General features: G+C 63.6%; 20 protein-coding genes. 13 read left to right on the forward strand and 7 right to left on the reverse strand.

All coding sequences use genetic code 11. From position 1 onward, the window contains the following. Positions 1-19 precede the first annotated feature (19 nt). From V6F88_RS02595 to V6F88_RS02605, 3 genes are all read right to left on the reverse strand, one after another. Positions 20-424, reverse strand: a complete 405-nt coding sequence (locus V6F88_RS02595; protein ID WP_332607780.1) for an Hsp20/alpha crystallin family protein — start codon at positions 422-424, stop codon at positions 20-22. Between the two features lie 29 nt (positions 425-453). After that, on the reverse strand, positions 454-894 hold the full coding sequence (locus V6F88_RS02600; protein ID WP_332607781.1) for an Hsp20/alpha crystallin family protein: 441 nt from the start codon (positions 892-894) through the stop codon (positions 454-456). A gap of 215 nt (positions 895-1109) precedes the next feature. Next, complete coding sequence (locus V6F88_RS02605; protein ID WP_332607782.1) at positions 1110-1997, reverse strand: LysR family transcriptional regulator; 888 nt, start codon at positions 1995-1997, stop codon at positions 1110-1112. A gap of 81 nt (positions 1998-2078) precedes the next feature. Between V6F88_RS02605 and V6F88_RS02610 the strand changes: the two genes are divergently transcribed. Together V6F88_RS02610 and V6F88_RS02615 are read left to right on the forward strand one after the other, a co-directional pair. Further along, positions 2079-2813: an SDR family NAD(P)-dependent oxidoreductase gene (locus V6F88_RS02610; RefSeq protein ID WP_332607783.1), complete on the forward strand. Its 735-nt coding sequence runs from the start codon at positions 2079-2081 to the stop codon at positions 2811-2813. Positions 2814-2911: 98 nt separating this feature from the next. After that, on the forward strand, positions 2912-3148 hold the full coding sequence (locus V6F88_RS02615) for a tautomerase family protein (RefSeq protein WP_332607784.1): 237 nt from the start codon (positions 2912-2914) through the stop codon (positions 3146-3148). 275 nt (positions 3149-3423) lie between these two features. Here the strand turns inward: V6F88_RS02615 and V6F88_RS02620 are convergent, their stop codons facing one another. Continuing rightward, entirely contained in the window at positions 3424-5037 is a 1614-nt protein-coding gene (locus V6F88_RS02620; protein ID WP_332607785.1) for an NAD(P)/FAD-dependent oxidoreductase, read from the reverse strand. A 242-nt stretch (positions 5038-5279) separates the two neighbouring features. On the opposite strand from V6F88_RS02620, the gene V6F88_RS02625 reads away from it, so the two are divergent. Continuing rightward, positions 5280-8495: a DEAD/DEAH box helicase gene (locus V6F88_RS02625; protein ID WP_332607786.1), complete on the forward strand. Its 3216-nt coding sequence runs from the start codon at positions 5280-5282 to the stop codon at positions 8493-8495. Positions 8496-8514: 19 nt separating this feature from the next. Here the strand turns inward: V6F88_RS02625 and V6F88_RS02630 are convergent, their stop codons facing one another. Continuing rightward, a complete protein-coding gene (locus V6F88_RS02630; protein WP_332608924.1) occupies positions 8515-9543 on the reverse strand; it encodes an MBL fold metallo-hydrolase in 1029 nt (342 codons plus the stop codon). 236 nt (positions 9544-9779) lie between these two features. On the opposite strand from V6F88_RS02630, the gene V6F88_RS02635 reads away from it, so the two are divergent. From V6F88_RS02635 to V6F88_RS02645, 3 genes are all read left to right on the forward strand, one after another. Then, positions 9780-10397: a TetR/AcrR family transcriptional regulator gene (locus V6F88_RS02635; RefSeq protein ID WP_332607787.1), complete on the forward strand. Its 618-nt coding sequence runs from the start codon at positions 9780-9782 to the stop codon at positions 10395-10397. 93 nt (positions 10398-10490) lie between these two features. Next, positions 10491-10736 carry an AbrB/MazE/SpoVT family DNA-binding domain-containing protein gene (locus V6F88_RS02640; protein WP_332607788.1) on the forward strand — a complete coding sequence of 82 codons (246 nt, stop codon included), beginning with the start codon at positions 10491-10493 and terminating at the stop codon, positions 10734-10736. After that, positions 10733-11128 carry a PIN domain-containing protein gene (locus V6F88_RS02645; protein WP_332607789.1) on the forward strand — a complete coding sequence of 132 codons (396 nt, stop codon included), beginning with the start codon at positions 10733-10735 and terminating at the stop codon, positions 11126-11128. The genes V6F88_RS02640 and V6F88_RS02645 overlap by 4 nt, the downstream gene beginning before the upstream one ends. Before the next feature lie 62 nt (positions 11129-11190). Here the strand turns inward: V6F88_RS02645 and V6F88_RS02650 are convergent, their stop codons facing one another. Continuing rightward, positions 11191-11823: a hypothetical protein gene (locus V6F88_RS02650; protein WP_332607790.1), complete on the reverse strand. Its 633-nt coding sequence runs from the start codon at positions 11821-11823 to the stop codon at positions 11191-11193. A gap of 328 nt (positions 11824-12151) precedes the next feature. On the opposite strand from V6F88_RS02650, the gene V6F88_RS02655 reads away from it, so the two are divergent. The 6 genes from V6F88_RS02655 to V6F88_RS02680 all read left to right on the forward strand — a co-directional run bounded on the left by V6F88_RS02655 (position 12152) and on the right by V6F88_RS02680 (position 20947). Beyond that, entirely contained in the window at positions 12152-12865 is a 714-nt protein-coding gene (locus V6F88_RS02655) for a gluconate 2-dehydrogenase subunit 3 family protein (protein WP_332607791.1), read from the forward strand. Between the two features lie 6 nt (positions 12866-12871). Beyond that, the gene (locus V6F88_RS02660; protein WP_332607792.1) at positions 12872-14647 is read left to right on the forward strand and encodes a GMC family oxidoreductase; all 1776 of its coding nucleotides are present in this window, start codon (positions 12872-12874) and stop codon (positions 14645-14647) included. Between the two features lie 12 nt (positions 14648-14659). Further along, positions 14660-15976, forward strand: coding sequence for a cytochrome c (locus V6F88_RS02665; protein WP_332607793.1), 1317 nt, complete (start codon positions 14660-14662; stop codon positions 15974-15976). 221 nt (positions 15977-16197) lie between these two features. Continuing rightward, positions 16198-16785 (forward strand): AAA family ATPase, encoded by a 588-nt coding sequence (locus V6F88_RS02670; RefSeq protein WP_332607794.1) that lies wholly within the window; start codon positions 16198-16200, stop codon positions 16783-16785. A gap of 83 nt (positions 16786-16868) precedes the next feature. Further along, complete coding sequence (locus tag V6F88_RS02675; RefSeq protein WP_332607795.1) at positions 16869-18680, forward strand: VRR-NUC domain-containing protein; 1812 nt, start codon at positions 16869-16871, stop codon at positions 18678-18680. Then, entirely contained in the window at positions 18677-20947 is a 2271-nt protein-coding gene (locus tag V6F88_RS02680) for an ATP-dependent DNA helicase (RefSeq protein ID WP_332607796.1), read from the forward strand. The genes V6F88_RS02675 and V6F88_RS02680 overlap by 4 nt, the downstream gene beginning before the upstream one ends. On the opposite strand, the gene V6F88_RS02685 is transcribed toward V6F88_RS02680, so the two are convergent. Then, positions 20925-22460: an MFS transporter gene (locus V6F88_RS02685; protein WP_332607797.1), complete on the reverse strand. Its 1536-nt coding sequence runs from the start codon at positions 22458-22460 to the stop codon at positions 20925-20927. The genes V6F88_RS02680 and V6F88_RS02685 overlap by 23 nt on opposite strands. A 115-nt stretch (positions 22461-22575) precedes the next feature. Between V6F88_RS02685 and V6F88_RS02690 the strand changes: the two genes are divergently transcribed. Next, positions 22576-23460, forward strand: a complete 885-nt coding sequence (locus V6F88_RS02690) for a LysR family transcriptional regulator (protein WP_332607798.1) — start codon at positions 22576-22578, stop codon at positions 23458-23460. The last annotated feature ends 19 nt before the right edge of the window (positions 23461-23479 follow it).

Consider the following 23479-nt stretch of genomic DNA (forward strand, 5'->3'; position numbering starts at 1 on the left):
AACGTTTCAAGCCTGCCGATCAAGTCACGGTGACAGAGATTTTGCGGGGCTGCGCCTCGCGCAGTCGCGGAATCTGCAAGGTCAGCACGCCGTGCTTCAAGTTGGCGGTGATGTTGTCCTTGTCCAGATCGTGGCCCAGTGTGAAGCTGCGGCGGAACAGCGGTTCGCGCAGTTCGTTATGCACCAGCCGCACCTCGGCCGGCACCTGCACCGCGGCTTCGCCTTCGATCAGCAATTCGTTCGACTGCACCTTGATCGACAGCCTGTCCTTGGATACGCCGGGCAGGTCGGCCAAGAGCGTAATGCCGGTGGCGTTTTCGTAGATGTCCACGGCGGGCAGGGTGGCGGGGCGGTTGGTGTCGTTCGAGACCTTGGCCATGGATTCCGTGCTGCTCGTGGCGGCCAGTTGGTTGCGTTCTTCCATGATGATCCTCCTGTGTCGTCGGCCAGTGTTCATTGGATGGAAATCAAACGCGGCTTGGCGGACTCGCGTTTGCCGATCGAAATGCAAAGGCAGCCGTCGGTGTAGCGCGCCTGGATGTTCTCTGGATCGGCGTCGGAAGGCAGTTCCACCACACGGCTGAATCGGCCGCGCGCGCGTTCGCGTGCATACAGGGTGGTTTGCCCGGAAGGTTCTTCTTCGCGGCGTTCCCCCGAAATGGTCAGCAGGCCTTTTTCCATGGTGACTTCAAGCGCGTCCGGGTCTACGCCGGGCACAAACGCCACGACTTCAATCGAGTCGGCGCACGCGCCTACGTTCACGGGTGGAAAGTCACCGCGTGCCGTGGACCGCAAGTTGGAAGGCGCGGTCGAGGATCGCAGGATTTTGTCCAGCTGTTGCAGGGTGTCCAGGGCGGAACTGATGCCGCTATCGAAAAATGGATAAGTTGCCATGTTCGTCTCCCGATAAGGTCTGGTTCAGACGGGCGTAGGGCTAAGCGGCATAAGGTTTCTAGGTTGCGCTGCCCCGCCATAGCGCAAATGTGGCATCGGGTTTGCTGGTTTCAAGAGATGGTTTGATTGATTTCTTCAATCAAGGCCGTGGAAAAAATTGCGGATTTTTAACGGGGGATGTCGGGCAGCGCCGCCCAGAAAATGATCCCTGAAGCTCAGCCTTCGAACAGCGCCTTGTCTTCGCTGAACACGTGCATCAGATAGTCCACCACGGTCTGGATCGGCGCATCCTTGCGGTCTTGGCGACGCGTAAGCAGCACGATTTCGCGCGGGGGCGGCGGGGCTTCCAGCGTGCAGGGTTGCAGCCCGGGTGTGGTGCGGCCGATGTAATGCGGCAGCAGCGCGACGCCCACGCCCGATTGCGCCGCCACGGCCTGCGCCACTTGGTTGTTGGCGCGAAAAATCATGCGCGCACGCGGAAAGCGCCGGGCCAGCCACGCGGCTTCGGGCAGATACGCGTTGGCTTCGTCAAAGCCCACGAAGACCGGTTCGGCCCCCCCTGCAATGCGCTGGCAAAGCGCGGCGTCGGCATAAAAGCCAAAGGCCATGTGCCCCAGGGTTTTGGCGATGAAGTCGCCGTCCTGAGGGCGGCCCAACCGTACCGCGATGTCGGTGACGTGGCGCTCAAGGCTGACGGATCGCAAATCCGTGGCCAGGTCGATATCGATGCCGGGGTGCCGCAACGGCAGCCGGGCAAGCCGGCCGACAAGAAAGCCCTGCGACAGGGCCGGTGGCGCGTTGATCCGCACCAGCCCCCGCAGCGCACCGTCCGAGCCGCCTCTGCCCAGGGTGTGGACGGCCGCTTCCATATCGCTGGCGGCGGCCAGCGCATGCGTGCCGGCCGGGGTCAGGACGTAGCCTTCGGGCCGACGTTCAACCAGCGTTTCGCCCAGGGTGGCCTCTAGCGAGCGCAGTCGCCGCGAGATCGTCGAATGGTTGGTGGATAACGCCCGCGCGGCGGCGGACAGGCTGCCGTAGCGTCCCAGCGCCAGGAACACGCGGATGTCCTGCCAGTCGGGGTCTGTGCGTTTTTTATCAGCCATTGAGCAAGAATAGCGGATTTTCGAACAGCGCCGATACGCCTAATGTTCCTCTCACGCCAACCACTTTGAGAAGGAAACATCATGAACAACGGGCTGAACAACGCGCTGAACAACGAACGCAAAGTCGCCATCGTCACGGGCGCATCGCAAGGGCTGGGCGAGGGCATCGCCCGCGCATTCTTGGACCGGGGTTATCGCGTCGTGGGAACGTCGCGGTCCATCAAGCCGTCGGACGATCCCAACTACCTGATCGTTGCCGGGGACATCGGCGACCCCGCCACGGGCAAGGCGGTCGTGGAACAGGCGCTGGACCGCTTCGGGCGCGTGGACACGCTGGTGAACAACGCCGGAATTTTTATCGCCAACGCCTTCACCGCCTATACCGAACAGCAATACCGCGACATGCTGTCCACCAACCTGGCGGGCTTTTTCTATACGACGCAGCACGCCGTTGACGCCATGCTTAAGCAGGGCGGCGGCCACATCGTGCAGATCACCACGACGCTGGTGGACCACGCCAATTCCAATGTGCCGTCCGTGCTGGCGTCGTTGACCAAGGGCGGGCTGGCCGCCGCTACCCGCAGTCTGGCTATCGAATACGCCACCCGGAATATCCGCGTCAACGCCGTGTCGCCCGGCATCATCAAGACGCCCATGCATGCGCCCGAAACGCATCAGGCATTGGCCGGATTGCATCCCATGAAGCGCCTGGGCGACATTGCCGATGTGGCGCAGGCGGTACTGTATCTGGAAGACGCCAGCTTCGTGACCGGTGAAATCCTGCATGTCGACGGCGGCCAGGTGGCCGGCGCCTGACCGTCAACGCCGCCATTCCACCACGCGGAAAGTGGCGTTGGCGTGTGCAAAAACCCGTCACAACGACCCCGGGCAAAACCCGTTCGAAGGAGAACAACATGCCGTACGTAAATATCAAGGTCACCCGCGAAGGCACCGCGCCCGGCGCAACGGCCACAACGCCTGAACAGAAGCGCGCGCTGATCAAAGGCGTCAGCGATCTGCTGTTTGACGTGCTGGGCAAGCCGCACGCGTCAACCTTCGTGGTGATAGACGAAGTCGACATGGAGAACTGGGGCGTCGGGGGCGTCACCGTGCCGGAGTACCGCGCGCAGCAAGCCAAGGCCGACACGTAGGCGGCGTTGATATATCCGGTGTCCAAGCCGTTTTTGAACCCGCTTTTCAACCCGTTTTTCGGCGCTGATGGAAATGGCCGCGCAAGGGATATCGGCGCTGGATGTTCCGGCCGACAGGGCGCCGGGCAGCAAGGTCAAACTTGCCGTCCGGCGCCCTTTGTCGTGGGGGCCCTGGTCATGCGGGGCTTTTGTCGTGCGGGGCCTTTGTCCCGGGGGGGGGCTTATCTATCCGGCCTCAGCCTTGGCTATTTGGCCTCAGCCTTGGCTATTCGTTCTCAGCCTTGGCGGCCCATGATGCTCAGCGCTACGGCTTCGGCAATCTTGATGCCGTCCACGCCCGCCGACAAGATTCCGCCCGCATAACCGGCGCCTTCGCCGGCCGGGAACAATCCCCGGGTATTCAGGCTTTGCAGCGTGTCGTTGTCGCGCTTGATGCGCACGGGCGACGACGTGCGCGTTTCCACGCCGGTCAGCACGGCGTCGTGCATGCCGAAGCCCTTGATGGTCTTGTCGAACGCGGGCAGCGCTTCGCGAATGGCCGTGATGGCAAAGTCGGGCAGCGCCGTGGCCAGGTCGGTCAGGTGCACGCCGGGCGTGTACGACGGCAGCACGGACCCGAATTCCGTGGACGCCTTGCCCGCGATGAAGTCGCCCACCAACTGGCCGGGCGCGCTGTACGTTTCGCCGCCCAGCACAAAGGCCTGCGATTCCCACTTGCGCTGGAAGTCCACGCCGGCCAGCACGTGTTCCGGGTAGTCTTCTTCGGGCGAAATCCCGACCACGATGCCGGCGTTGGCATTGCGTTCGTTGCGCGAATACTGGCTCATGCCGTTGGTGACGACGCGGTTCGGCTCCGACGTGGCGGCCACCACCGTGCCGCCCGGGCACATGCAAAAGCTATAGACCGACCGCCCATTGCTGGCGTGATGCACCAGCTTGTAGTCGGCCGCGCCCAGGATAGGGTGGCCGGCGCTGGGGCCAAAGCGCGCCTTGTCGATCAGCGACTGCGGGTGTTCGATACGGAAGCCGATCGAAAACGGCTTGGCTTCCATGAACACGCCTTGCTCGTGCAGCATCTGGAACGTGTCGCGCGCGCTGTGGCCGATGGCCAGCACCACGTGGTCGGCTTCGATGTGCTCGCCACTGGCCAGCGTGACGCCGGTGACCTGGCCGTTTTCGCGATGCAGCGTTTCCACCTTGCTGGAAAAGCGCACTTCGCCACCGAGCTTGGTGATGGTGTCGCGCATGACTTCCACCATGCCCACCAACCGGAACGTGCCGATGTGCGGCTTGCTGACGTACAGGATTTCTTCCGGTGCGCCGGCCAGCACGAATTCCTTCAGGACTTTTTCGCCGTAGTGCTTGGGGTCCTTGATCTGGCTGTACAGCTTGCCGTCCGAAAACGTGCCCGCGCCGCCTTCGCCAAACTGCACGTTGGACTCGGGGTTCAAGATGCGCTTGCGCCACAGGCCCCAGGTGTCCTTGGTGCGTTCCCGCACCGCCTTGCCGCGTTCCAGGATGATGGGCTTGAACCCCATCTGCGCCAGCACCAGACCGGCGAACAGGCCACAGGGGCCGGTGCCGATCACGATGGGGCGCTTGGTCAGCGTGGCGGGCGCCTGGGCGACGAATTTGTATTCGGTGTCGGGCGTGGGCTTGACGTGGCGGTCGTCATGAAAGCGCGCAAGCAGCGCGGCCTCGTTTTCCACGTCGATATCCAGCGTGTAGGTCAGCAGGATATTGTGCTTTTTGCGCGCGTCGTAGCTGCGCAAAAAAATGGTGAAGCCGTGCAGGTCGCTGGCCGGTATGCCCAGTTTCTTGAGAATCGCGGCGGGCAATTCCTCGGGCGTGTGGTTCAACGGCAGCTTGATTTCGGTCAGTCGCAACATGCTTCGGGTCCAGAAGGTGGGCGATCACAACGTCGCCAAACGCGGGATTGTACTGGAGCGCGGAGCAGGCGGAACGGCACCAGAAAAGCGTGCATCGAGACGGCTGCTGCGTCGCTTCAGGATCGGATGACGTCGGGTCCGAACATCAAGAAATCCACACGTCTTGTAACATGTGGGCTGCGTGATGATTATTAGAACGAATAACGACAGGTCCGATGACCGGCACAAGGAATCCAGGTTTGATGACTCAGGAAAGCACGGTCCGATACTGGCACGCGGTAGAACTGCTGCAACCCCAGGCAGCGCCAAAGCTTGAAAAGCGCGATAGTCCCTACCATCAATTCCTCTACGACACCGAGATGGAAACGCTTGTCCCGCCCTGGGCGGACGATAGCCAGCTTAAAAAACAGTCGATTCCGGCAAAGCGGGTGTGGAGCCATACCCTCTACGCACATCTTTACGACAGCCAAGATGTCGCCGAGAAGCTTAAGCAGCTTTATGGGGCTGACCAAGGATATCGAGACGAGCAGAGGCGCCGCGAGTCTGCCCTTTTTGCAATGAAGTTCACGGCCGATGGAATGATGGTGCCGGACAGCCTTGTGCTTTCCAGCGAGGCTTGGTTCCTGGGGCGTGCGCTGTCCGGGCAGGACTGGACACGGGGTTTTGAGCGCGATCAGGACTTCCTGCGTGAACAAATCAAGGCGCGGATGGGAGGGCAAATCAGTGCGGACGTGCTCCGTGAATTGACCCACGAAGTGCGGCGTTTTCTAGGGGTCGAGGAGTTCTTTGGAGATGCGGGCCATCGACGCCTGCGTTTTCGGTGCGCGCCAATCAAAGCGGATAAAGCGGAGCAAGAAGACGACCCGCTGAATAGTTTTTTTCTGTCTGATCTAGCTGACGTTGCAGACAGCCTGCAATCCGGCGTCACAAGCGAACCCCTGCACCAGTATCTGCGTCGCCATGATCCCGCGCAGCGCCTGCACGTGGACGACGACACAGCGTCCCTGTCTCTTATCGAGCGCTTGGCGCCGAACAACTTTGCCAGTGGCTGCTGGCCTGCCGAGAAGCATCTGGGGTTGGTCCATTCCCAGCAGTTGGCCGTCAATACCATTCTGAATACGTTGGAGGATGGCGAGGGACTGCTGGGGGTCAACGGCCCGCCCGGCACCGGCAAGACTACGCTGCTGCGCGACTTGATCGCGGCAATCGTCACCCAACGCGCCGATGTCCTGGCGACGCTGCCGCGCGCCTCTGACGCCTTTGTTAAGAATGGCAGGGAATCGGCAAGCGACGGTGCAAAATCCCAACACTGCCATCCGCTCAGGCCCGTGCTATACGGTTTCGAGATCGTGATTGCGTCGTCCAATAACGGCGCGGTCGAAAACGTGACACTTGAGTTGCCGCAGCGCGACAAGATCGACGAGAGCTGGTTACCCGAAGCCGACTACTTTGGCGAGCTCGGAGGATTGGTTAGCGGCAAACCCGCATGGGGCTTGATTTCCGCCGCGCTGGGAAGCAAGACCAGGCGCAAGGTATTTGTCGATAGATATTTCTATGGCGTGGCCCCAGCTCGTAAGAACACTAAATCTCAGCCCAAGGACGAGTCCGACGAGTCCAGCGAATCCGACGTCGCCGCAGACATGGTCGATACCGATGACGGCGCGGGTGCGCAGGGGCAAGAAGTGCCCCAGGGTTTTCTGGACTGGCTGGGAACGTATGCGGACGTATCGCGAACTACCGAGCAACGTCGCGAAATCTGGACGCAAGCTGTTTCGGCATACCTGGCGGCAAAGCGCCGGGTGGCCGACCTTACCGCCGCATCAGCCGGTATTCAGGAGCGCATCAAGGCGCTTACGACGGTCCGTGGCGCGGCGCTGGCGGAATCCCAGGCGTTGTCCAGCGCCGAAGAGCGCATTGCCACCGTCATTGCAGAGTCCTCGCGTTTGGATGCCGGCGATCTGAAATCCGCGCACCAGGCACTGTCAATCTCGCTGGACGCGTTGCGCAAACACACTGAGGCCAAACCCGGCTTGTGGGAAAACCTGATCAGCCTTTGGGGCGCTCAGCGCAAATGGAATGCTGGCGGCGCGCTGCTGGCTGAACGCCACGCGTTGTCGCATGCCGAATTCGAACGTCTCAGGCGCACCGTCGAGCGATTGGAGGCTGAGCGCAAGGACCTGGAGAAACAGCGGCTTGCCCGATTGCGCGAGTTGCAGCAGTTGCAAGAGAAGGCCCGGGCGCACGAAACGCAGATCAGGGCGGTAGCGCAAGCCGGCAAAGCCCAACACTTGCTGGACTGGCTGAAGACGGGGGCGATCGGCCGTGGCGATGCCATCGAGCTGGCCGAACCATGGGCAATCGAAGGCCTGCGCGAGGCACGCGCTGCGGTATTTATCGAAGCGCTCAAACTGCATCGCTGTTTCTTCGAACTCGAAGCCAAGCGAGTGCGCTCGAATCTGTTCTTTGTCAACAGCATGCTGACAGGCAACCGGTTTCGCGCCGTCTCGCGCCATGCCATACGGTCGGCCTGGGCATCGCTATTCATGGTGGTACCGGTGTTGAGCAGCACCTTTGCGTCCTTCGCGCGCTCGTTCGGATCCTTGGGCGTGGGAGAGATCGGCTGGCTTTTCGTGGATGAGGCCGGGCAGGCTCCTCCCCAGGCTGCCGTGGGCGCACTTTGGCGTGCTCGTCGAGCCGTTCTGGTGGGTGATCCCCTACAGCTCAAGCCCATCATCACCGTGTCCGACGCCGTGCTCGAACACATGAGGACGCGTTACCAGGTTGATGACTATTGGATGCCGACACGGCGTTCGGCCCAGGCGCTTGCCGATCAGGCGACACGATGGGGACGAATGATCGGACCCAGCGACGCTAAAAAGTGGGTGGGTTTGCCGTTGGTCGTGCACCGCCGATGCGATAGGCCGATGTATACGCTGGCGAATCGAATCGCCTACGGCGGCGTCATGGTGTATGGAACGCTGGCGCCGGTGCCAGCCAAGGAAACCAAGGCCAGCCTGGCGACCGGGTGGCTTCACGCCGAGGGGCCGTCCTCTGGCAACTGGGTGCCCGCCGAAGGCCGGGCACTGCTTGAGCTGCTGGCCGCCCTTGCGGCGGACGGTGTAGCCGCCACCGATATCGCAGTGATCACACCATTTCAGGCAGTGCGTCAGCAGTTGGGGCAATTATTACCAAGCGGCATGGTGCGCGGCACGATACACACGATGCAGGGGAAGGAGGCCCCCGTCGTCATCATGGTGCTGGGTGGCAATTCGGCTAGCCCCGGTGCGCGCAATTGGGCGGTCTCGGAACCCAATCTTTTGAATGTTGCCGCCACCCGGGCCAAGCGCCGGTTCTATGTGATCGGTGATATCAATGACTGGAAACATCGGAAGCTATTTTGCGATGTCATGGACTTGTTGCCGGCCCAGCAACTCCCTGTTCCGGCGCTCGCTCAATAGCGGGAGCGACGTGCGGCCATCAAGCGGTGGCGCTGCCACCGCGCCACCACATTGTCCCCACCTCCGGGGTCTCTATCGCCACCCGTTCCCCCATGACCGGCGTTGTCAGCGCGACGCCTTTGGCCGCTGCCAGCGCGGCAATGCGTTCAAACGGGTCTTCCCATGCGTGCAGCGCCAGGTCGAATGTGCCGTTGTGGATCGGCAGCAACCAGCGGCCGCGCAGGTCCAGGTGGGCTTGCAGGGTTTCTTCGGGCTGCATGTGTACGAAGGCCCAGCGCTTGTCATAGGCGCCGGTTTCCATCAGCGTCAGGTCGAAGGGGCCGTAGGTGTCGCCGATGGTTTTGAAGCCGTCGAAGTAGCCGCTGTCGCCGCTGAAGAAGACGCGCAGGTCGGCGTCCTGGATGACCCACGAGGCCCACAGGCTGCGGTCGGAGTCGGTCAGGCCGCGTCCCGAAAAGTGTTGGGCCGGTGTGGCGGTTAGCCGAAGGCCGTCGACCTCGGTGGATTGCCACCAGTCCAGTTGCTCGACGCGAGCGGGGTCCACGCCCCAGGCGATGAGCTGGTCGCCGACGCCCAAGGGTGTGATGAAACGGGCGGTCTTGGCGGCCAGCTTGGCGATGGCGGCGCGGTCCAGGTGGTCGTAGTGGTTGTGCGACAGGATCACGCCGGCAATGGGCGGCAGGTCTTCGATGGAAATGGGCGGGGCGTGAAAGCGCGCGGGGCCGGCCCATTGCACGGGCGAGGCGCGCTTGGAAAATACCGGGTCGGTCAGCCAGAAGCGGCCGCGCAGTTTCAAGAGGATGGTGGAGTGACCCAGGCGATACAGGCTGCGGTCGGGCGCGGCTTGCAGGTCGGCCAGGGTGAGGGTGCGCACGGGAATCGTTTGCTCGGGGACCGTGCCACGGGGCTTGGCGAAGAAGAACGTCCACATCAGTTTCACGCCTTGCCAGAAGCCCAGCGAGGGGCGCGGCAGTGGATTGTGGAAACGGCCTGCATGGTGTTGGGGCGACTGCGGATAGCTGGGCTGGGCGGACGGGCAGGAGGTGATGGCGGTCACGGCTAGAGTTCCAGGCAGGGGAAGGGGCAAGGGCGTTGCGGCTGATACAACATGCACCGCGCAAAAATTACACTGCGCAGTGTAGTTTTAATTTTCTGAAAAGTACACTGGGCGGTGTAAAATTTCGCGTCGCCAATGGGGCGTATTTCGGCCACATACTTCAGCCGCGCACATCGACGCGCACCGCTCGCCCGCGTGCGCCACCCACCTGACAACGAGCCCGCTTCATGCCCAATCCCCCGCTCCGCCTGACCGACCGCAAACGCCAGGCCATCGTGCGCGCGGCGGTGGAAGAGTTTCGGTCAGCCGGATTTGATGCCACTAGCATGGACCGCATCGCCGCCGCGGCGGGGGTCTCCAAGCGGACGGTCTACAACCATTTCCCCAGCAAGGAAACGCTGTTCTCGTTGATTCTTGAAGAGCTATGGGCCAGCAGCGCGGCCAGTGTTGCGCTGGCGTATCGGGCCGACGAGGCGCTGGACCAGCAGTTGCGGCAGTTGCTGATGCAAAAGCTGGACCTGCTGGCGGACCCCAACTTCATCGACCTGGCCCGCGTGGCCATGGCTGAAATCATCCATTCCCCCGAACGCGCCCAGGCCATCGTGTGCCGCATGGGCGAAAAAGAGGGCGGCGAAACGGCCTGGATACGGGCGGCCGTCCAGGATGGGCGGCTAATGGACGTGGACCCCGAGTTCGCCGGCCACCAGTTGCAGGGGCTGGTCAAGAGCTTTGCCTTCTGGCCGCAAGTCACGCTGGGGCAACCGCCATTGAGCGCCACCGAGCGTAAGCGCGTGGCAGATTCGGCGGTGGAGATGTTCCTGGGATGCTACGCGCGGCGCGGGTGACGGGGCGCATAGGGTTGCTGCAATCCGATGGCGCGGCCTTGCGCAAGCGCGTGCCTTACATTATGGTAAGGCACACTTCCAAGGAGCTAGCCAATGCCTTCCGCCACCGTGACTTCCAAGGGCCAGATCACCATTCCGGTCGATGTACGGAACCGTCTGGGCCTGTCGACTGGCGACAGAATCGAGTTTGTTCTAAACGAGGCAAGCGGCCGTTACGAAATGGTGCCGGCAACGTACTCGGTTACGGCGCTCAAAGGCATCATCGCGAAACCACGCAAACCCGTCACGATTGAAGAGATGAACGACGCGATCGCCGAGCAGGGCAAGTCAGCGCGATGATCGGCCTGGATACCAATGTGCTGGTGCGCTACTTCGCGCAGGATGATCCGGTGCAGACGCGGAAAGCAAATGCCCTGATCGAATCTTTGACTGCCGAGCAACCCGGTTTCGTCACCTTGGTGGCTCTGGTCGAAACGGTATGGGTGCTTAGTCGGGCCTACGATGCGCCGCGCTCTTCCATTGTGGAGGTCATCGAAACCCTGCTTCGCACGAAGGAAATTCATGCCGAGGCGGGCGAGACGGTATGGAAGGCAGTGCGTTTGTACGCCGCCTCCACAGCGGATTTTGCAGATTGTCTGATCGAGCGCACCGGACACGAGGCGCTGTGTGAATACACGGCGACCTTTGACGTGAAGGCGGCAAAAGCCACCGGCATGCGCCTGATCAAATAGTCCGTGCGGGATGCATTGGCGGACGCAAAGCACTCGTGTCGTGTCGCGCGACGGCAATCGCCCTAAAACACATTCAACGCCCGCGCCACCCAAAGCGCCAAGCCCACGGCGATGCCGATTAAAAGCGCGCGCCGCAGGCCGCCGCTTTTGGGCACGGCGCCGGGGGACGCGGCGGGGTCCATCTCGACGCGCGCGCCCTGCGCGGCGGCAGTGCTTGGGGGCCTGCCGGTTTCAGCGGCGTCCGGCGCGTCAGCCACCGGCGCAGACGTTGCCGCTATCGCACCCGCGCCATCACCGTCCGTCTCAATCGTGAACACAGGTTTGCCAGTGCGGGCAGCGTGATCGCCGGGCATATCTTCAATCTGCGCCCCGGCATTTTTCAGCATGTCCCACAGGCCTTTCATGCCTTCGCCGTCGCGCAGCGCCTCGATGCGTTCGCGCAGGGCGCGCGGAACCTCGTCAAGGCTGTCGTAGTGCTGGCCGTTGACGGTGACGGCGCCGTTGTCGATATCAACCTTGAACGCTTCGCCGTTTTCCGTGCCGGCGTAGCTCCATTTTTCTTGGACGTTTACGGTGCCCGGCCCACCGCCCAATAGTTCTTCGATGCTTGCCTGCTGTTCGGGCGTCAAGTTCGTTGTGGAACTCCAGCTGCGTGTTGTCGTCGAACTTTTCCAGATCTTCGTCTTGTCGTTCATGCCTGCCATCCGTGGTGTTCCAACCGCGAAATATACAGAATCCGTTCACCCGGCTGTCAGAAAAGCCCGCTTTTGCGGGCTTCTTACTTTGTCCTTAAAGCAAAAGACTTTTCCATGTCAAGAATTTCGGTCTGATCCGCTCAGATGGGCAGATCAGATGCGTGAATCAGCGCATAATGCAACACCTTCTCTTACGTCCCTAATGAAGAGAAGGATCAGCTTGTTTCTGTAAGTACAGAGCGTGTTGTCACTAGCTCGGCAGTTCGTGTTTCCAGGGTTCATGTTCGGTAGCGCGCTAGGACAACTTGGAAAATTCACGGAGATGTCTATGACAGATGATGCAAAGCCGCGTCGTCGGTTTCTTCAGGCGTTGGCTATCGTGCCGGCGTCGACATTGGCGGTTGGTGCACTGACCACCGGCTGTACCAACGCTGCGGACACCAAGACCGCCGCGCCCGCCAAGCCCTACGAGCCCACCTATTTCACCAAGCCCGAATGGGACTTCATCGTTGCCGCGGTGGATCACCTGATCCCCGCCGACCAATACGGTCCCGGCGCGATCGAAGCGGGTGTGCCCGAATTCATCGACCGTCAGATGGAAACGCCGTTCGGCCACGGCAAGCTCTGGTACATGCAGGGCCCGTTCCACACCGACCAGGTGCCTGAACTGGGCTACCAGCTGAATCAAAACCCGCGCGAGGTCTATCGCCACGGCATCGAAGCGTGCAATGCCTGGTGCGTGAAAACGCACGGCAAGGTGTATGCCGAACTGGACAAGGCCTTGCAGGAACAGATCCTGAAAGACCTGCAAGGCAACAAGATCAAGCTGGAAGCCGTTCCCGCTTCGACCTTCTTCAGCTTCCTGCTTTCCAACACCAAAGAAGGCTTCTTTGCCGACCCGATCTACGGCGGCAACAAGAACATGGTGGGCTGGAAGATGGTGGGCTTTCCCGGCGCGCGCGCCGACTACATGGACTGGGCTGACCAGCCCAACGTCAAGTATCCCTATGGCCCCGTGTCGATCTCTGGGGAAAAGGGTTAATCAATCATGGCAATCAAGAAAGACAAAGTTGATGCGGTCCTGGTCGGGTTCGGCTGGACCGGCGCAATCCTGGGCCAGGAGCTGACCGAAGCCGGCCTGCACGTGCTGGCGCTGGAACGCGGCGGCATGCAGGACACCCCCAAGGACGCCGAATACCCCAAGGTGATCGACGAGCTGGCCTATTCGGTGCGCGGCAAGTTGTTCCAGGACCTGTCGAAAGAAACCGTGACCATCCGCCACGGCGTGGACGACGTGGCCGTGCCGTATCGGCAGAACGGTTCGTTCCTGCTGGGCACGGGTGTGGGCGGCGCGGGCTTTCACTGGAACGGCATGCACTACCGCGTGCTGCCCGAAGAACTGGAACTGCGCACGCGCTACGAAACGCGCTACGGCAAGAACTTCATCCCGGAAGGCATGACCATCCAGGACTTCGGCGTGACCTACGACGAACTGGAACCGTACTTCTCCAAGTTCGAATACGTATGCGGCACGTCGGGCAAGGCCGGCAACCTGAACGGCAAGATCGTGGAAGGCGGCAACCCGCTGGAAGGCAAGCGCAGCAAGGAATTCCCGCTGCCCCCGCTGACCACCACCTACGGCGCGCAGCTGTTTGAAAAGGCCGCGCGTGAAGTGGGCTTCAACCCGTATCCCGCGCCCGCTGCCAACGCGTCCGGCCCGTACACCAACCCGTACGGCGTGCGCCTGGGCCCCTGTAATTTTTGCGGCTTCTGCGAAAACTACGGCTGCTACATGTATTCCAAGGCATCGCCGCAGACAACGATTCTGCCGGTGCTGCTGAAGAAGCCGAACTTTGAATTGCGCACGCATTCGCAAGTCATCAAGGTGAACCTGGATTCGACCGGCAAAAAGGCCATTGGCGTGACGTATATCGACGCCCAGGGCCGTGAAGTCGACCAGCCGGCCGACCTGGTGATCCTGTCCGCCTACCAGATGCACAACGTGCGTTTGCTGCTGCTGTCAGGCATCGGCAAGCCGTATGACCCCAAGACCAACGAAGGCGTGGTGGGCAAGAACTACGCTTACCAGATGAACGGCGCGGTCAACGTGCTGTTGCCCAAGGGCACGCAGCTGAACCCCTTCGTGGGCACGGGCGCGGGCGGCGTCGGCATGGACGACCTGAACGGCGACCAATTCGATCACGGCCCGCTGGGCTTTGTGGGCGGCGCCAGCATCCGCCACGTGCGTTACGGCGGCCGTCCGATCAAGCAGACGCCCACCACGCCGGGCACGCCGTCGTGGGGCACGGCCTGGAAAGCCGGTGTGCAGGACGCGTACCAGCGCTACATGACGATTGGCATCTCGGGCTCGGTGATGTCGTACCGCGACGCCTATCTGTCGCTGGACCCGACCTACAAGGACGCCTTCGGCCAACCGCTGCTGCGCATGACGTTCGACTGGCACGACAACGAATTCGACATGCTGGGCTACATGGGCAAGCGCATGGAAACCGTGGCCAAGGCCATGAATCCGGAAAAGCACTTCGTGGCGGTGCGCAAAAAGGGCGCGCGCTACGACACGCGCGTCTACCAAAGCACGCACAACACGGGCGGCGCGATCATGGGCTCGAACCCCAAGGAAAGCGTGGTCAACAAGTACCTGCAAAGCTGGGATGTGCCGAACGTGTTCGTGATGGGCGCCTGCGTGTTCCCGCAGAACATGGGCTACAACCCGACCGGGTTGGTGGGCGCCTTGGCCTATTGGGCCGCGCAGGCGATCCGCGATCAGTACTTGAAGAACCCCGGCCCGCTGGTCCAGGCATAAGGAGACGGAACAATGTTCAAGCAAACCATTGTTGCGGCCTTCTCGGCCCTGGTCGCCAGCGCCGCTTTCGCGGCGGACGGCACGCCGGCCTCGAACGACGCGCAGATGATCAAGCAGGGTGAATACCTGTCGCGCGCCGGCGATTGCATCGCCTGCCACACGGCCGGGGGCGGCAAGCCCTTTGCCGGCGGCCTGGGCATCGAATCGCCACTTGGCACGATCTATTCGACCAACATCACCCCCGACAAAGAAACGGGTATCGGCAACTACACGTTGGAGGACTTCGACCAGGCCGTGCGCCACGGCAAGGCCAAGGACGGGCATTCGCTGTATCCGGCCATGCCTTACACCGCGTACGCCAAAGTCACCCCCGAGGACGTGAAGGCGCTGTACGCGTACTTCATGCATGGGGTCGAGCCGGTCAAGCAGGAAAACAAGGACACGGATATCTCGTGGCCCATGTCGATGCGCTGGCCGCTGACGGTGTGGCGCTGGATGTTTGCGCCGGACGTGGTGAACGGCCCGGCTGCCAGCGACCTGAAGGGCGCCGACCGCGCGGCACTGCTGCGCGGCCAGTACCTGGTGGAAGGCCTGGGCCATTGCAGCACCTGCCACACCCCGCGCGGTTTTGCCTTGCAGGAAAAGGCGCTGAGCGATGCGGACGGTTCTGCCTTTTTGTCGGGCGGCGTGGTCGAAGGCTGGCTGGCCAAGAACCTGCGCGGCGACATGGTCGACGGCCTGGGCAGCTGGACCAAGGAAGACATCGCCGTCTTCCTGAAATCCGGGCGCAACGGCCATTCGGCCGCGTTCGGAGGCATGGCGCAGGTGGTGCAGGACAGCACGCAACACCTGACCGATGACGATTTGAACGCCATCGCCGTGTACCTGAAGAGCTTGCCGCCGGTGAACAAGGACGCCGCCACCAAGCCCCTGGCCTATGACGAGACCGTGGCGCAAGCGCTGCGTACCGGCAAGGACAAGGGCGACGGCGCCATGGCCTTCCTGAACAACTGCGCCGCCTGCCATCGCAGCACCGGCAAGGGCTACACGGAAACGTTCCCGCAGTTGGCGCTGAGCTCGACGGTGAATTCGGCGGACCCCACGTCGCTGATCCACATCGTGCTCAAGGGCGCGCAGATGCCGGGCACGACGGCGGCCCCGACCGCCTACGCCATGCCCGGCTTTGACTGGCGCATGACCGACAAGGAAGTGGCCGACGTGGTGACCTTTGTGCGCTCCAGCTGGGGCAACAAGGGCGCGGCGGTCAGCGCCGCCGACGTGGCCAAGGTCCGCAAGGACGTCGGCGCGGCAGCGCAGCCGGCGCGTTAAGGCAGTGTGGAAGTGGCCGCTTTTCGAGGCGGCCATTGACAACATTGCGCGCCAGGCGCAATGTTGTGCCCATGCGCCTAACCCCGAACGCGTTCGCCGTGATTATTAGCCGCCTTGTCACCAAGGTGGGTTAGCGCGCATCGGTACAACGCCACACAAACCCGCCAACCGGCGGGTTTTTTGTTGGCTCGCCAGGCATAGATTCCCCAGGAGAGCCTTGCATGAAGCCGCCGTCCCCGACCCAGACCCTGACCCCCGCCCAAACTCAAACCCAGGTCCAAGGCCAAGCTCAAACCGAAGCTCAGGCCCGAAGCCCGTCCTTCACGCCTGCCACCCTGCATTTTCTGTGCGGCAAGATTGCCGCCGGCAAGTCCACCCTGGCCGCGCAGCTTGCCGCGCAACCCCATACGGTGCTGATCAGCGAAGATGCGTGGCTGGCGGCTTTGTATCCCGGCGAGATCCTGGGCATCGCGGATTACGCCCGCTGCGCGGATAGGCTGCGCAACGCCATGGGTAGCCATGTGGCGGCTTTGGTGGGGGCAGGGGTGTCCGTGGTGCTGGACTTTCCGGCCAATACGCTGGCGGGCCGGCAATGGCTGCTGGACGTGGCGCGGCAAGCGGGCTGCCCGCATCAGTTGCACTACTTGCGCGCGTCGGATGCGCTGTGCAAAGCGCGGTTGCGCGCGCGCAACGCGTCCGGTACGCATGCATTTTCCACATCGGATGCGCAGTACGACGCCATCACCGCCTATTTTGTCGAGCCCGATCCGCGGGAAGGGCTGACCATCGTGACGCACGCGCAAGGCTGAGAACCGTCGCAAGAATGTCCCGGTGCAACGCCGGGCCGCCTGCTATGATTACTGGATAAAACCCCAGCTATCCGGCCCGGCCGATGTTTCCTCCGCACCGTTACTACTATCTGCACAATTTCCAGCGCGCCCTGGCGTGGGTCGGCGACCGCTATGCCGACCTCCTGGACGCCGCCGAGCGCCGCTTCCTGGCGGACTTCCAAGCCTTGCCGCAAGCCTCGCAGGCGTTGATGGTGCGCATGCTGATGCGCCGTGGGCCTTGGTTTCGGGCCAGCCGGCTGGTTTACGAGGAAATCGGCAACGCGGTCGACGCCGCCGGGCCGCTTGCGGCGCTGGGTTGGCTGGATGCCCGGGCGCCGATGACGCTGGATGAATTGTTCGACCTGCATACCAAGCCTGAGCTTTGCCGGCTGTTTTTCGGCGCAAGTTCGGGCGCAAGTTCGGGCTCAAACTCGGGCTCAACCTCGGGCTCAAACTCGGGCTCAAATTCGGGCGCAAATCCGGGCGCAAGTCCGGGCTCAAATCCGGGATCAAATCCGGGCTCAAATCCGGGATCAAATTGCGGCCCAAGCACAGGCCCGGATCACTTCGCCAGCCTCAAACCCACCGCGCGCAAAGCCGATCTGCTGATCGCGCTGCGTGCCGTGCACGACGCGCCCCGGCCTTATGCCGAATGGAACCCCGTTGCGCAAGAACCCGTCTGGCGCGTCATGGTCGGCGACTTGTGCGAACGCTTGCGCCTGATGTTCTTCGGCAATCTGCACCAGGACTGGTCGGAATTCGTGTTGGCTGACCTGGGCGTCTTCCAGTATGAAACCGTACCGTTTGATGCCTCGTCCCGCGCGTTCCAGACGCGGGCGGACGTAGACGCTTATCTGGCGTTGCACGCCTGCCGGACGGCATTGGAAGAAGGCGCGAACATGCCCGACCTGCTGGCCCGAGTACACGGCTGTGTCAGCCAAAACCCCTGGCTGGAAAAGCGCCGCGCCAAGGTGCTGCTGCGCATCGGGCAGGCATGTGAACGGGCCCGCGACTGGCCCACTGCGCAAGCCGCCTATGAGCAATGCGCGTACCCCGGCGCGCGCCACCGCCGCATCCGCGTGCACGAGCGCATGGCCCGGTATGACCAAGCGCTGACCCTGGCGCTGCAAGCGCGCGACGCACCCGAAAGCGAAGAAGAAAGCCAGCGCGTGGCGCGCATGCTGCCGCGCCTGTATCGCGCGGTGGGGCAGGGCCGGCCGACCCGCCCGCCCGTTCACCCCGTGCCGCGCACCGATCTCACGCTGCAACGGCCGCCCACGCCGGCGTCGGTTGAATTCATCACGCGCGATCACCTGCATCAAGCCGACGCGCCCGTGCACTACGTGGAAAACGCGCTGCTTAATTCCCTGTTCGGCCTGCTGTGCTGGCCCGCCGTGTTCGCGCCGTTGCCGGGTGCGTTCTTTCATCCGTTCCAACGCGGCCCGGCCGACCTGGACGCCCCTGACTTCCACCAGCGCCGCCAGGCCCTGTTCGCCGACTGTCTGGCGCAACTGGACACGCCCGCCTACCGCGACGTGATCTTGCAGCGCTACGCCGATAAAGCCGGCGTGCAATCGCCGTTTGTGTTCTGGGGCGCCTTGTCCGAAACCTTGCTGACGCTGGCGCTGGATTGCCTGCCCGCCGCGCACCTGAAACTGGTTTTCACGCGCCTGCTGCGCGACGTCAAGACCAACCGTTCCGGTTTGCCGGACCTGATTCGTTTCTGGCCCGCCCAGCGTCGCTATGAACTGATTGAAGTGAAAGGCCCGGGCGACAAGCTGCAAGACAACCAGATCCGGTGGTTGCAGTACTGCGTGTCGCACGGCATGCCGGTGCGCGTGTGCCACGTCAGCTGGCAGGAGGGCGCGGCATGAGCTATGCCGTGGCGGTGCGCGCGCTGTGCGAATTCACGGCGCGGGCCGGCGACCTGGACTTGCGCTTTACCCCCGCGCCGACCGGCCTGGAGGGCATGGCGGGGCACGCGGTTGTGACGGGGCGGCGCGGCCCGCGGTACGAAACCGAGGTCTCGTTGTCGGGCCGGCACGAGGGCCTGCTGGTGCGGGGGCGCGCCGATGGCTTTGACCCCGTCTTGAACCAGCTTGAAGAGGTCAAGACGTATCGCGGGCAGTTGGACAGCGTGCGCGACAACCACCGCGCCGTGCATTGGGCGCAGGCGCGGGTCTATGGGCATCTACTGTGTGAATCGCGCGGGCTGGAGCAGGTGCGCGTGGCGCTGGTGTACTTCAACGTGGTCACCGAAGAAGAAACGGTGCTGACAGAAACGCATGACGCAGCAAAGCTGCGCGCGTTCTTCCAGGAACAATGCAAGCGTTTCCTGGCCTGGGCCAAGACTGAACTGGCGCATCGGCAGGCGCGCGACGCAGCACTGGAAAAACTGGCGTTTCCGCATGGCGAATTCCGTGCCGGGCAGCGCGAGCTGGCCGTGGCCGTGTACCGCACCGCGCGCGACGGCCGCTGCCTGATGGCGCAGGCGCCCACCGGTATCGGCAAGACGCTGGGCACGATTTTCCCGCTGCTCAAAGCCAGCCCCGGCGCGGGCTTGGACAAGATTTTTTTCCTGGCGGCCAAGGGCTCGGGCAGGGCGCTGGCCGTTCAAGCGCTGGACACCGTCAACGCGCAACCCGCCGCGCCCGGCCTGCGCGTGCTGGACCTGCAAGCGCGCGACAAGACCTGCGAGCATCCGGATTTGGCCTGCCACGGGGATTCCTGCCCCTTGGCGCAGGGCTTCTACGACCGCCTGCCACAAGCCCGCGCGGCGGCGGTGCAGCACGCACGGCTGGATGCGCCCACGGTGCGTGCCGTTGCCCGGGAACACCACGTTTGCCCGTATTACCTGTCGCAAGAGCTGATTCGCTGGAGCGATGTGGTGGTGGGCGACTACAACTATTACTACGACGCGTCGGCCATGCTGTACGCCATGACGCAGGCGTACCAATGGAAAGTGGCGGTGCTGGTGGACGAGGCGCACAACCTGGTGGACCGGGCGCGTCGCATGTACACGGGCGAGCTGGACCAAGCCTCGTTGTCGGCGGCGCGCTATGCCGCGCCCAAAGAACTGAAAAAGCCGCTGGATGGCTTGCAGCGGTCGTGGAACGCGCTGAACAAAAAGCAGACGGAACGCTATCAGGCGTACGACGCGGTGGCGGCCGGTGTGCTGTCGGCCGTGCAGAAAGCCGTGGGCGCCATCATGGAATACATGGCGCAAACGCCCTTGCCGCAAGACGACCCCGTGTTGAGCTTCTACTTTCAGGCGCTGCAATTCATGCGTCTGGCGGAACAATTTGGCTCGCACGCCTTGTTCGACGTGACGCTGTCCGACGTGGGAGTGGCCAGCGCCAAGACCCGGCCATCCACCCTGTGCGTGCGCAACGTGATACCCGCCCCGTACCTGGCGGCGCGCTACGCGGCGGCGCACGCTACCGTGCTGTTTTCCGGCACGCTAAGTCCGCAGCAGTTCTATCGCGACACGCTGGGCTTGCCGCGCGATACGCCGTGGATCGACGTGGCCGCGCCGTTCCAGGCCGAGCAGTTGGCGGTGCGCGTGGTGGGCAATGTGTCCACCCGCTATCGCGACCGCGAGCGCTCGCTGGCGCCCATCGTTGACCTGATAGCCACCCAGTACGCCGAGCGGCCGGGCAATTACCTGGGGTTTCTCAGCAGCTTTGATTACCTGCGCCAGGTGTCCGACCTGATGCGCGAGCGCCATCCCGCCGTGCCGATCTGGTTGCAGACGCCCGGCATGGACGAAGCGGGCCGGGCGGCATTTCTGGCGCGCTTTACCGAAACGGGGCAGGGCGTGGGTTTTGCGGTGCTGGGCGGCGCGTTCTCGGAAGGGGTGGACCTGCCCGGCAAGCGTCTGATCGGCGCGTTCATCGCCACGCTGGGCTTGCCGCAGGTCAACCCCGTGAATGAAAACATGAAGCGGGCAATGGACCAGCGCTACGGCGAGGAAAACGGCTACGACTACACCTACCTGTACCCCGGGATGCAAAAGGTGGTGCAGGCGGCCGGGCGCGTCATCCGTACGGAAAACGATGTGGGCACGGTGCACCTGATCGACGACCGCTACCGCCGCGCCAAGGTGCGCGGGCTGCTGCCTAGCTGGTGGCGGGTGGACTGAGCCGCGCGGCAACCGGGTCGCGACGGCCCAACAGCAATGTGACGGCCAGCGCGGTCAGCACGGCGATGGCGGCCAGGGCATGCAAGACGTGGCGAAAGGCGTAGTCGTAGGCGCGGTGCAGCAGCGGCATGGCATCGGTCACGGATGCCGGCAGCCCCGCCGCCGCGGCGTCCAGCTGCCCCAGCGCCACGCGGTTGGCGGCCGCCACCAAGCCTTGCGCGTCAGGCATCGCCGCCGTCAACTGCGTCTGGATCAGCAATGCCAGCAGCGCGCTGACCACGGCGATGGCCACGCCGTCCGCCGACACGCGCACCGTATTAAAAATGCCGGTTGCCATGCCGACGTTGCGGGCGTCGACCACGCTGACCGCCATTGCGTCCATCAAGCCCCACGGCAAACCGATGCCGCACCCGATCAACAGCATCGGCATCCAAAGCGCCGCCGTGCCCGCGTCCAGGATGCCGGCCAGCCACACCAGGCCAGCCGCCACCGCCAACAGCCCCATGGCCGACAGCACGCCGGGCCGAAACCAGCGGGTCAGCAACGCGGCCACGAAGGGCACGACCAGCAAAGGCGCGGCCAGGCCGATCATCAGTTGCCCCGCTTGCAGCGCGCTATGGCCATCGATGCCGATGAAGCGGCCAGGCAGCAGCGCGACCAGCACAATGAACAAAAACGCCGGGGAAGCCGCCAGCACCTGCACGCCGACAAAGCGGGCGCTGCGGAACAGGCGCAAGTCCAGCATGGGCCGGGCCACCCGGCGTTCAATGCGCACGAAGGCCACGGCCAACAGCACGGACGCCAGCAGTGCGGCCAGGACGTGCGTGTCCGTCCAGCCCGCTTCGGGCGCCAGCAGGATGCCGTAGGTGAACAGCCCCAGCGCGCCGGTAAAACTGATGGCGCCCGGCCAGTCCAGCCGGCCTTGCACTGCGCGGGCCGTGGGGCGCACGCTGACGGCGACCATGGCGGCGCCCAACACGCCCACCGCACCGGTAGCCAGGAACACCCACTGCCAGCCGGCCGCGTCCACCATCCAGCCGGCAGCCAGTGGCCCGAACGACAGGCCCACGCCAAACGTGGTGCCCAGCAGGCTGAACGCGCGGGTGCGCGCCACGCCGTGGAAAAGCGGCGCCAGCGACGACATGGCGGCGGCGAAGGCGGCCGCGCCACCCACGCCCTGCATCAGCCGCAACAGGTTGATCCAGCCCGTCGTCGGCACGAACGCGATGGCGAAGGTCGTGACGCAAAAGCCCGCCAGGCCCAGCAGCCAGACGCGGCGCGGCCCGTACAAATCGGTCAGGCTGCCCGCCACCATGATGACGCTGCCATAGGCCAGGATGTAGCCGTTCAAGATCCAATTCAGTTGCACGGGCGTGCCGCCCAGGTCGTGGCTGATGGACGGCAGCACGACGGCGGGGCCGGTAAAACATAGCGGAATCAACAACGCGGTCAGGCAGGCCGACAGCAATTGCAGCCACCGGTGGCGGGGGGCGGAATGATCGTGGGTGGGCATGGGACGCGCCAGGGAAATCGAAAGGACGGCCAGCTTAGGGCGCGACGCACCAAAGAAAAATAGGCTAGGATTCCCGACATTCCGGACTTTCATGTCCGTATTGGAGGGGCGTGGAATGGATAGCCTGAGCGGCATAGGGGTGTTTGTGCTGGTGGCGCAGGCGGGCAGCTTTGCCGAGGCGGGGCGCGCGCTGGGGGTGTCGCCCTCGGCGGTGGGCAAGAGCATCGCGCGGATGGAAGCGCGCTTGAAGGTGCGGCTGTTTCATCGCAGCACCCGGCAGCTGGCGCTGACGCCGGAAGGCGAGAAATTCCTGGATCGTTGCCGCCGTATCCTGGCCGAGGTTGAAGCGGCGGAGCTGGAGCTTTCCGCCGCCTCGCACGCCCCGCAAGGCAAGCTGCGAGTGAGCCTGCCGCGTTACAGCGGTTTGTTCGATACCAGCATCGCCAGCTTCATGCGGCAGTATCCCGATGTCGAACTGGACCTGGACTTTACCGACCGCATGGTCGATGTCATCGGCGAAGGCTACGACGCCGCGGTCCGCACGGGCGAGATGGACGACTCTGGCCTGAAGCGCCGCCGGCTGGGTCCGTTCCGCCGGGTGCTGGCGGCTTCGCCCCACTATCTGCGTCAGCATGGCACGCCCAAACGCGCCGCCGATCTGCTGGGCCACGCCTGCCTGCATTACCGGTATCCCGCCACGGGGCGCCTGGAAAAATGGCCGTTCAAGCTGGGGCCGGATGCGCAGGCGCCCGAGCTGCCGTTGACGCTGGTGTGCAACAGCGTGGAAATGCGGATTGCGCTTGCCGTGGGCGGGCAGGGCATTGCCTGCCTGCCCGACTTCACGATCCGCCGGGAATTGGCGGCGGGGCAACTGCAACTGGTGATGGAAGACCGCACGCGCGGCGGCGGCACGATGTGGGCGTTGTGGCCCGCCAGCCGTCAGGCCTCGCCCAAACTGCGCGTGTTCATTGACCACCTGGCGCAGCATTTGTTTGCGTAGCCGCGCTGGCCGGGGGGCG

Origin of the sequence: Achromobacter sp. ESBL13, assembly GCF_036668755.1 — a bacterium.
Classification (GTDB): domain Bacteria; phylum Pseudomonadota; class Gammaproteobacteria; order Burkholderiales; family Burkholderiaceae_B; genus Achromobacter.

What these genes read in the sequence shown, in the direction of transcription:
- V6F88_RS02635 (WP_332607787.1), top strand. Translation starts at nt 9,780, where the DNA reads ATGCCCAATCCCCCGCTCCGCCTGACCGACCGCAAACGCCAGGCCATC.
- V6F88_RS02625 (WP_332607786.1), top strand. Translation starts at nt 5,280, where the DNA reads ATGACTCAGGAAAGCACGGTCCGATACTGGCACGCGGTAGAACTGCTG.
- V6F88_RS02610 (WP_332607783.1), top strand. Translation starts at nt 2,079, where the DNA reads ATGAACAACGGGCTGAACAACGCGCTGAACAACGAACGCAAAGTCGCC.
- V6F88_RS02615 (WP_332607784.1), top strand. Translation starts at nt 2,912, where the DNA reads ATGCCGTACGTAAATATCAAGGTCACCCGCGAAGGCACCGCGCCCGGC.
- V6F88_RS02670 (WP_332607794.1), top strand. Translation starts at nt 16,198, where the DNA reads ATGAAGCCGCCGTCCCCGACCCAGACCCTGACCCCCGCCCAAACTCAA.
- V6F88_RS02680 (WP_332607796.1), top strand. Translation starts at nt 18,677, where the DNA reads ATGAGCTATGCCGTGGCGGTGCGCGCGCTGTGCGAATTCACGGCGCGG.
- V6F88_RS02660 (WP_332607792.1), top strand. Translation starts at nt 12,872, where the DNA reads ATGGCAATCAAGAAAGACAAAGTTGATGCGGTCCTGGTCGGGTTCGGC.
- V6F88_RS02675 (WP_332607795.1), top strand. Translation starts at nt 16,869, where the DNA reads ATGTTTCCTCCGCACCGTTACTACTATCTGCACAATTTCCAGCGCGCC.
- V6F88_RS02645 (WP_332607789.1), top strand. Translation starts at nt 10,733, where the DNA reads ATGATCGGCCTGGATACCAATGTGCTGGTGCGCTACTTCGCGCAGGAT.
- V6F88_RS02595 (WP_332607780.1), bottom strand. Translation starts at nt 424, where the DNA reads ATGGAAGAACGCAACCAACTGGCCGCCACGAGCAGCACGGAATCCATG.
- V6F88_RS02665 (WP_332607793.1), top strand. Translation starts at nt 14,660, where the DNA reads ATGTTCAAGCAAACCATTGTTGCGGCCTTCTCGGCCCTGGTCGCCAGC.
- V6F88_RS02640 (WP_332607788.1), top strand. Translation starts at nt 10,491, where the DNA reads ATGCCTTCCGCCACCGTGACTTCCAAGGGCCAGATCACCATTCCGGTC.
- V6F88_RS02655 (WP_332607791.1), top strand. Translation starts at nt 12,152, where the DNA reads ATGACAGATGATGCAAAGCCGCGTCGTCGGTTTCTTCAGGCGTTGGCT.
- V6F88_RS02605 (WP_332607782.1), bottom strand. Translation starts at nt 1,997, where the DNA reads ATGGCTGATAAAAAACGCACAGACCCCGACTGGCAGGACATCCGCGTG.
- V6F88_RS02600 (WP_332607781.1), bottom strand. Translation starts at nt 894, where the DNA reads ATGGCAACTTATCCATTTTTCGATAGCGGCATCAGTTCCGCCCTGGAC.
- V6F88_RS02620 (WP_332607785.1), bottom strand. Translation starts at nt 5,037, where the DNA reads ATGTTGCGACTGACCGAAATCAAGCTGCCGTTGAACCACACGCCCGAG.
- V6F88_RS02650 (WP_332607790.1), bottom strand. Translation starts at nt 11,823, where the DNA reads ATGAACGACAAGACGAAGATCTGGAAAAGTTCGACGACAACACGCAGC.
- V6F88_RS02690 (WP_332607798.1), top strand. Translation starts at nt 22,576, where the DNA reads ATGGATAGCCTGAGCGGCATAGGGGTGTTTGTGCTGGTGGCGCAGGCG.
- V6F88_RS02685 (WP_332607797.1), bottom strand. Translation starts at nt 22,460, where the DNA reads ATGCCCACCCACGATCATTCCGCCCCCCGCCACCGGTGGCTGCAATTG.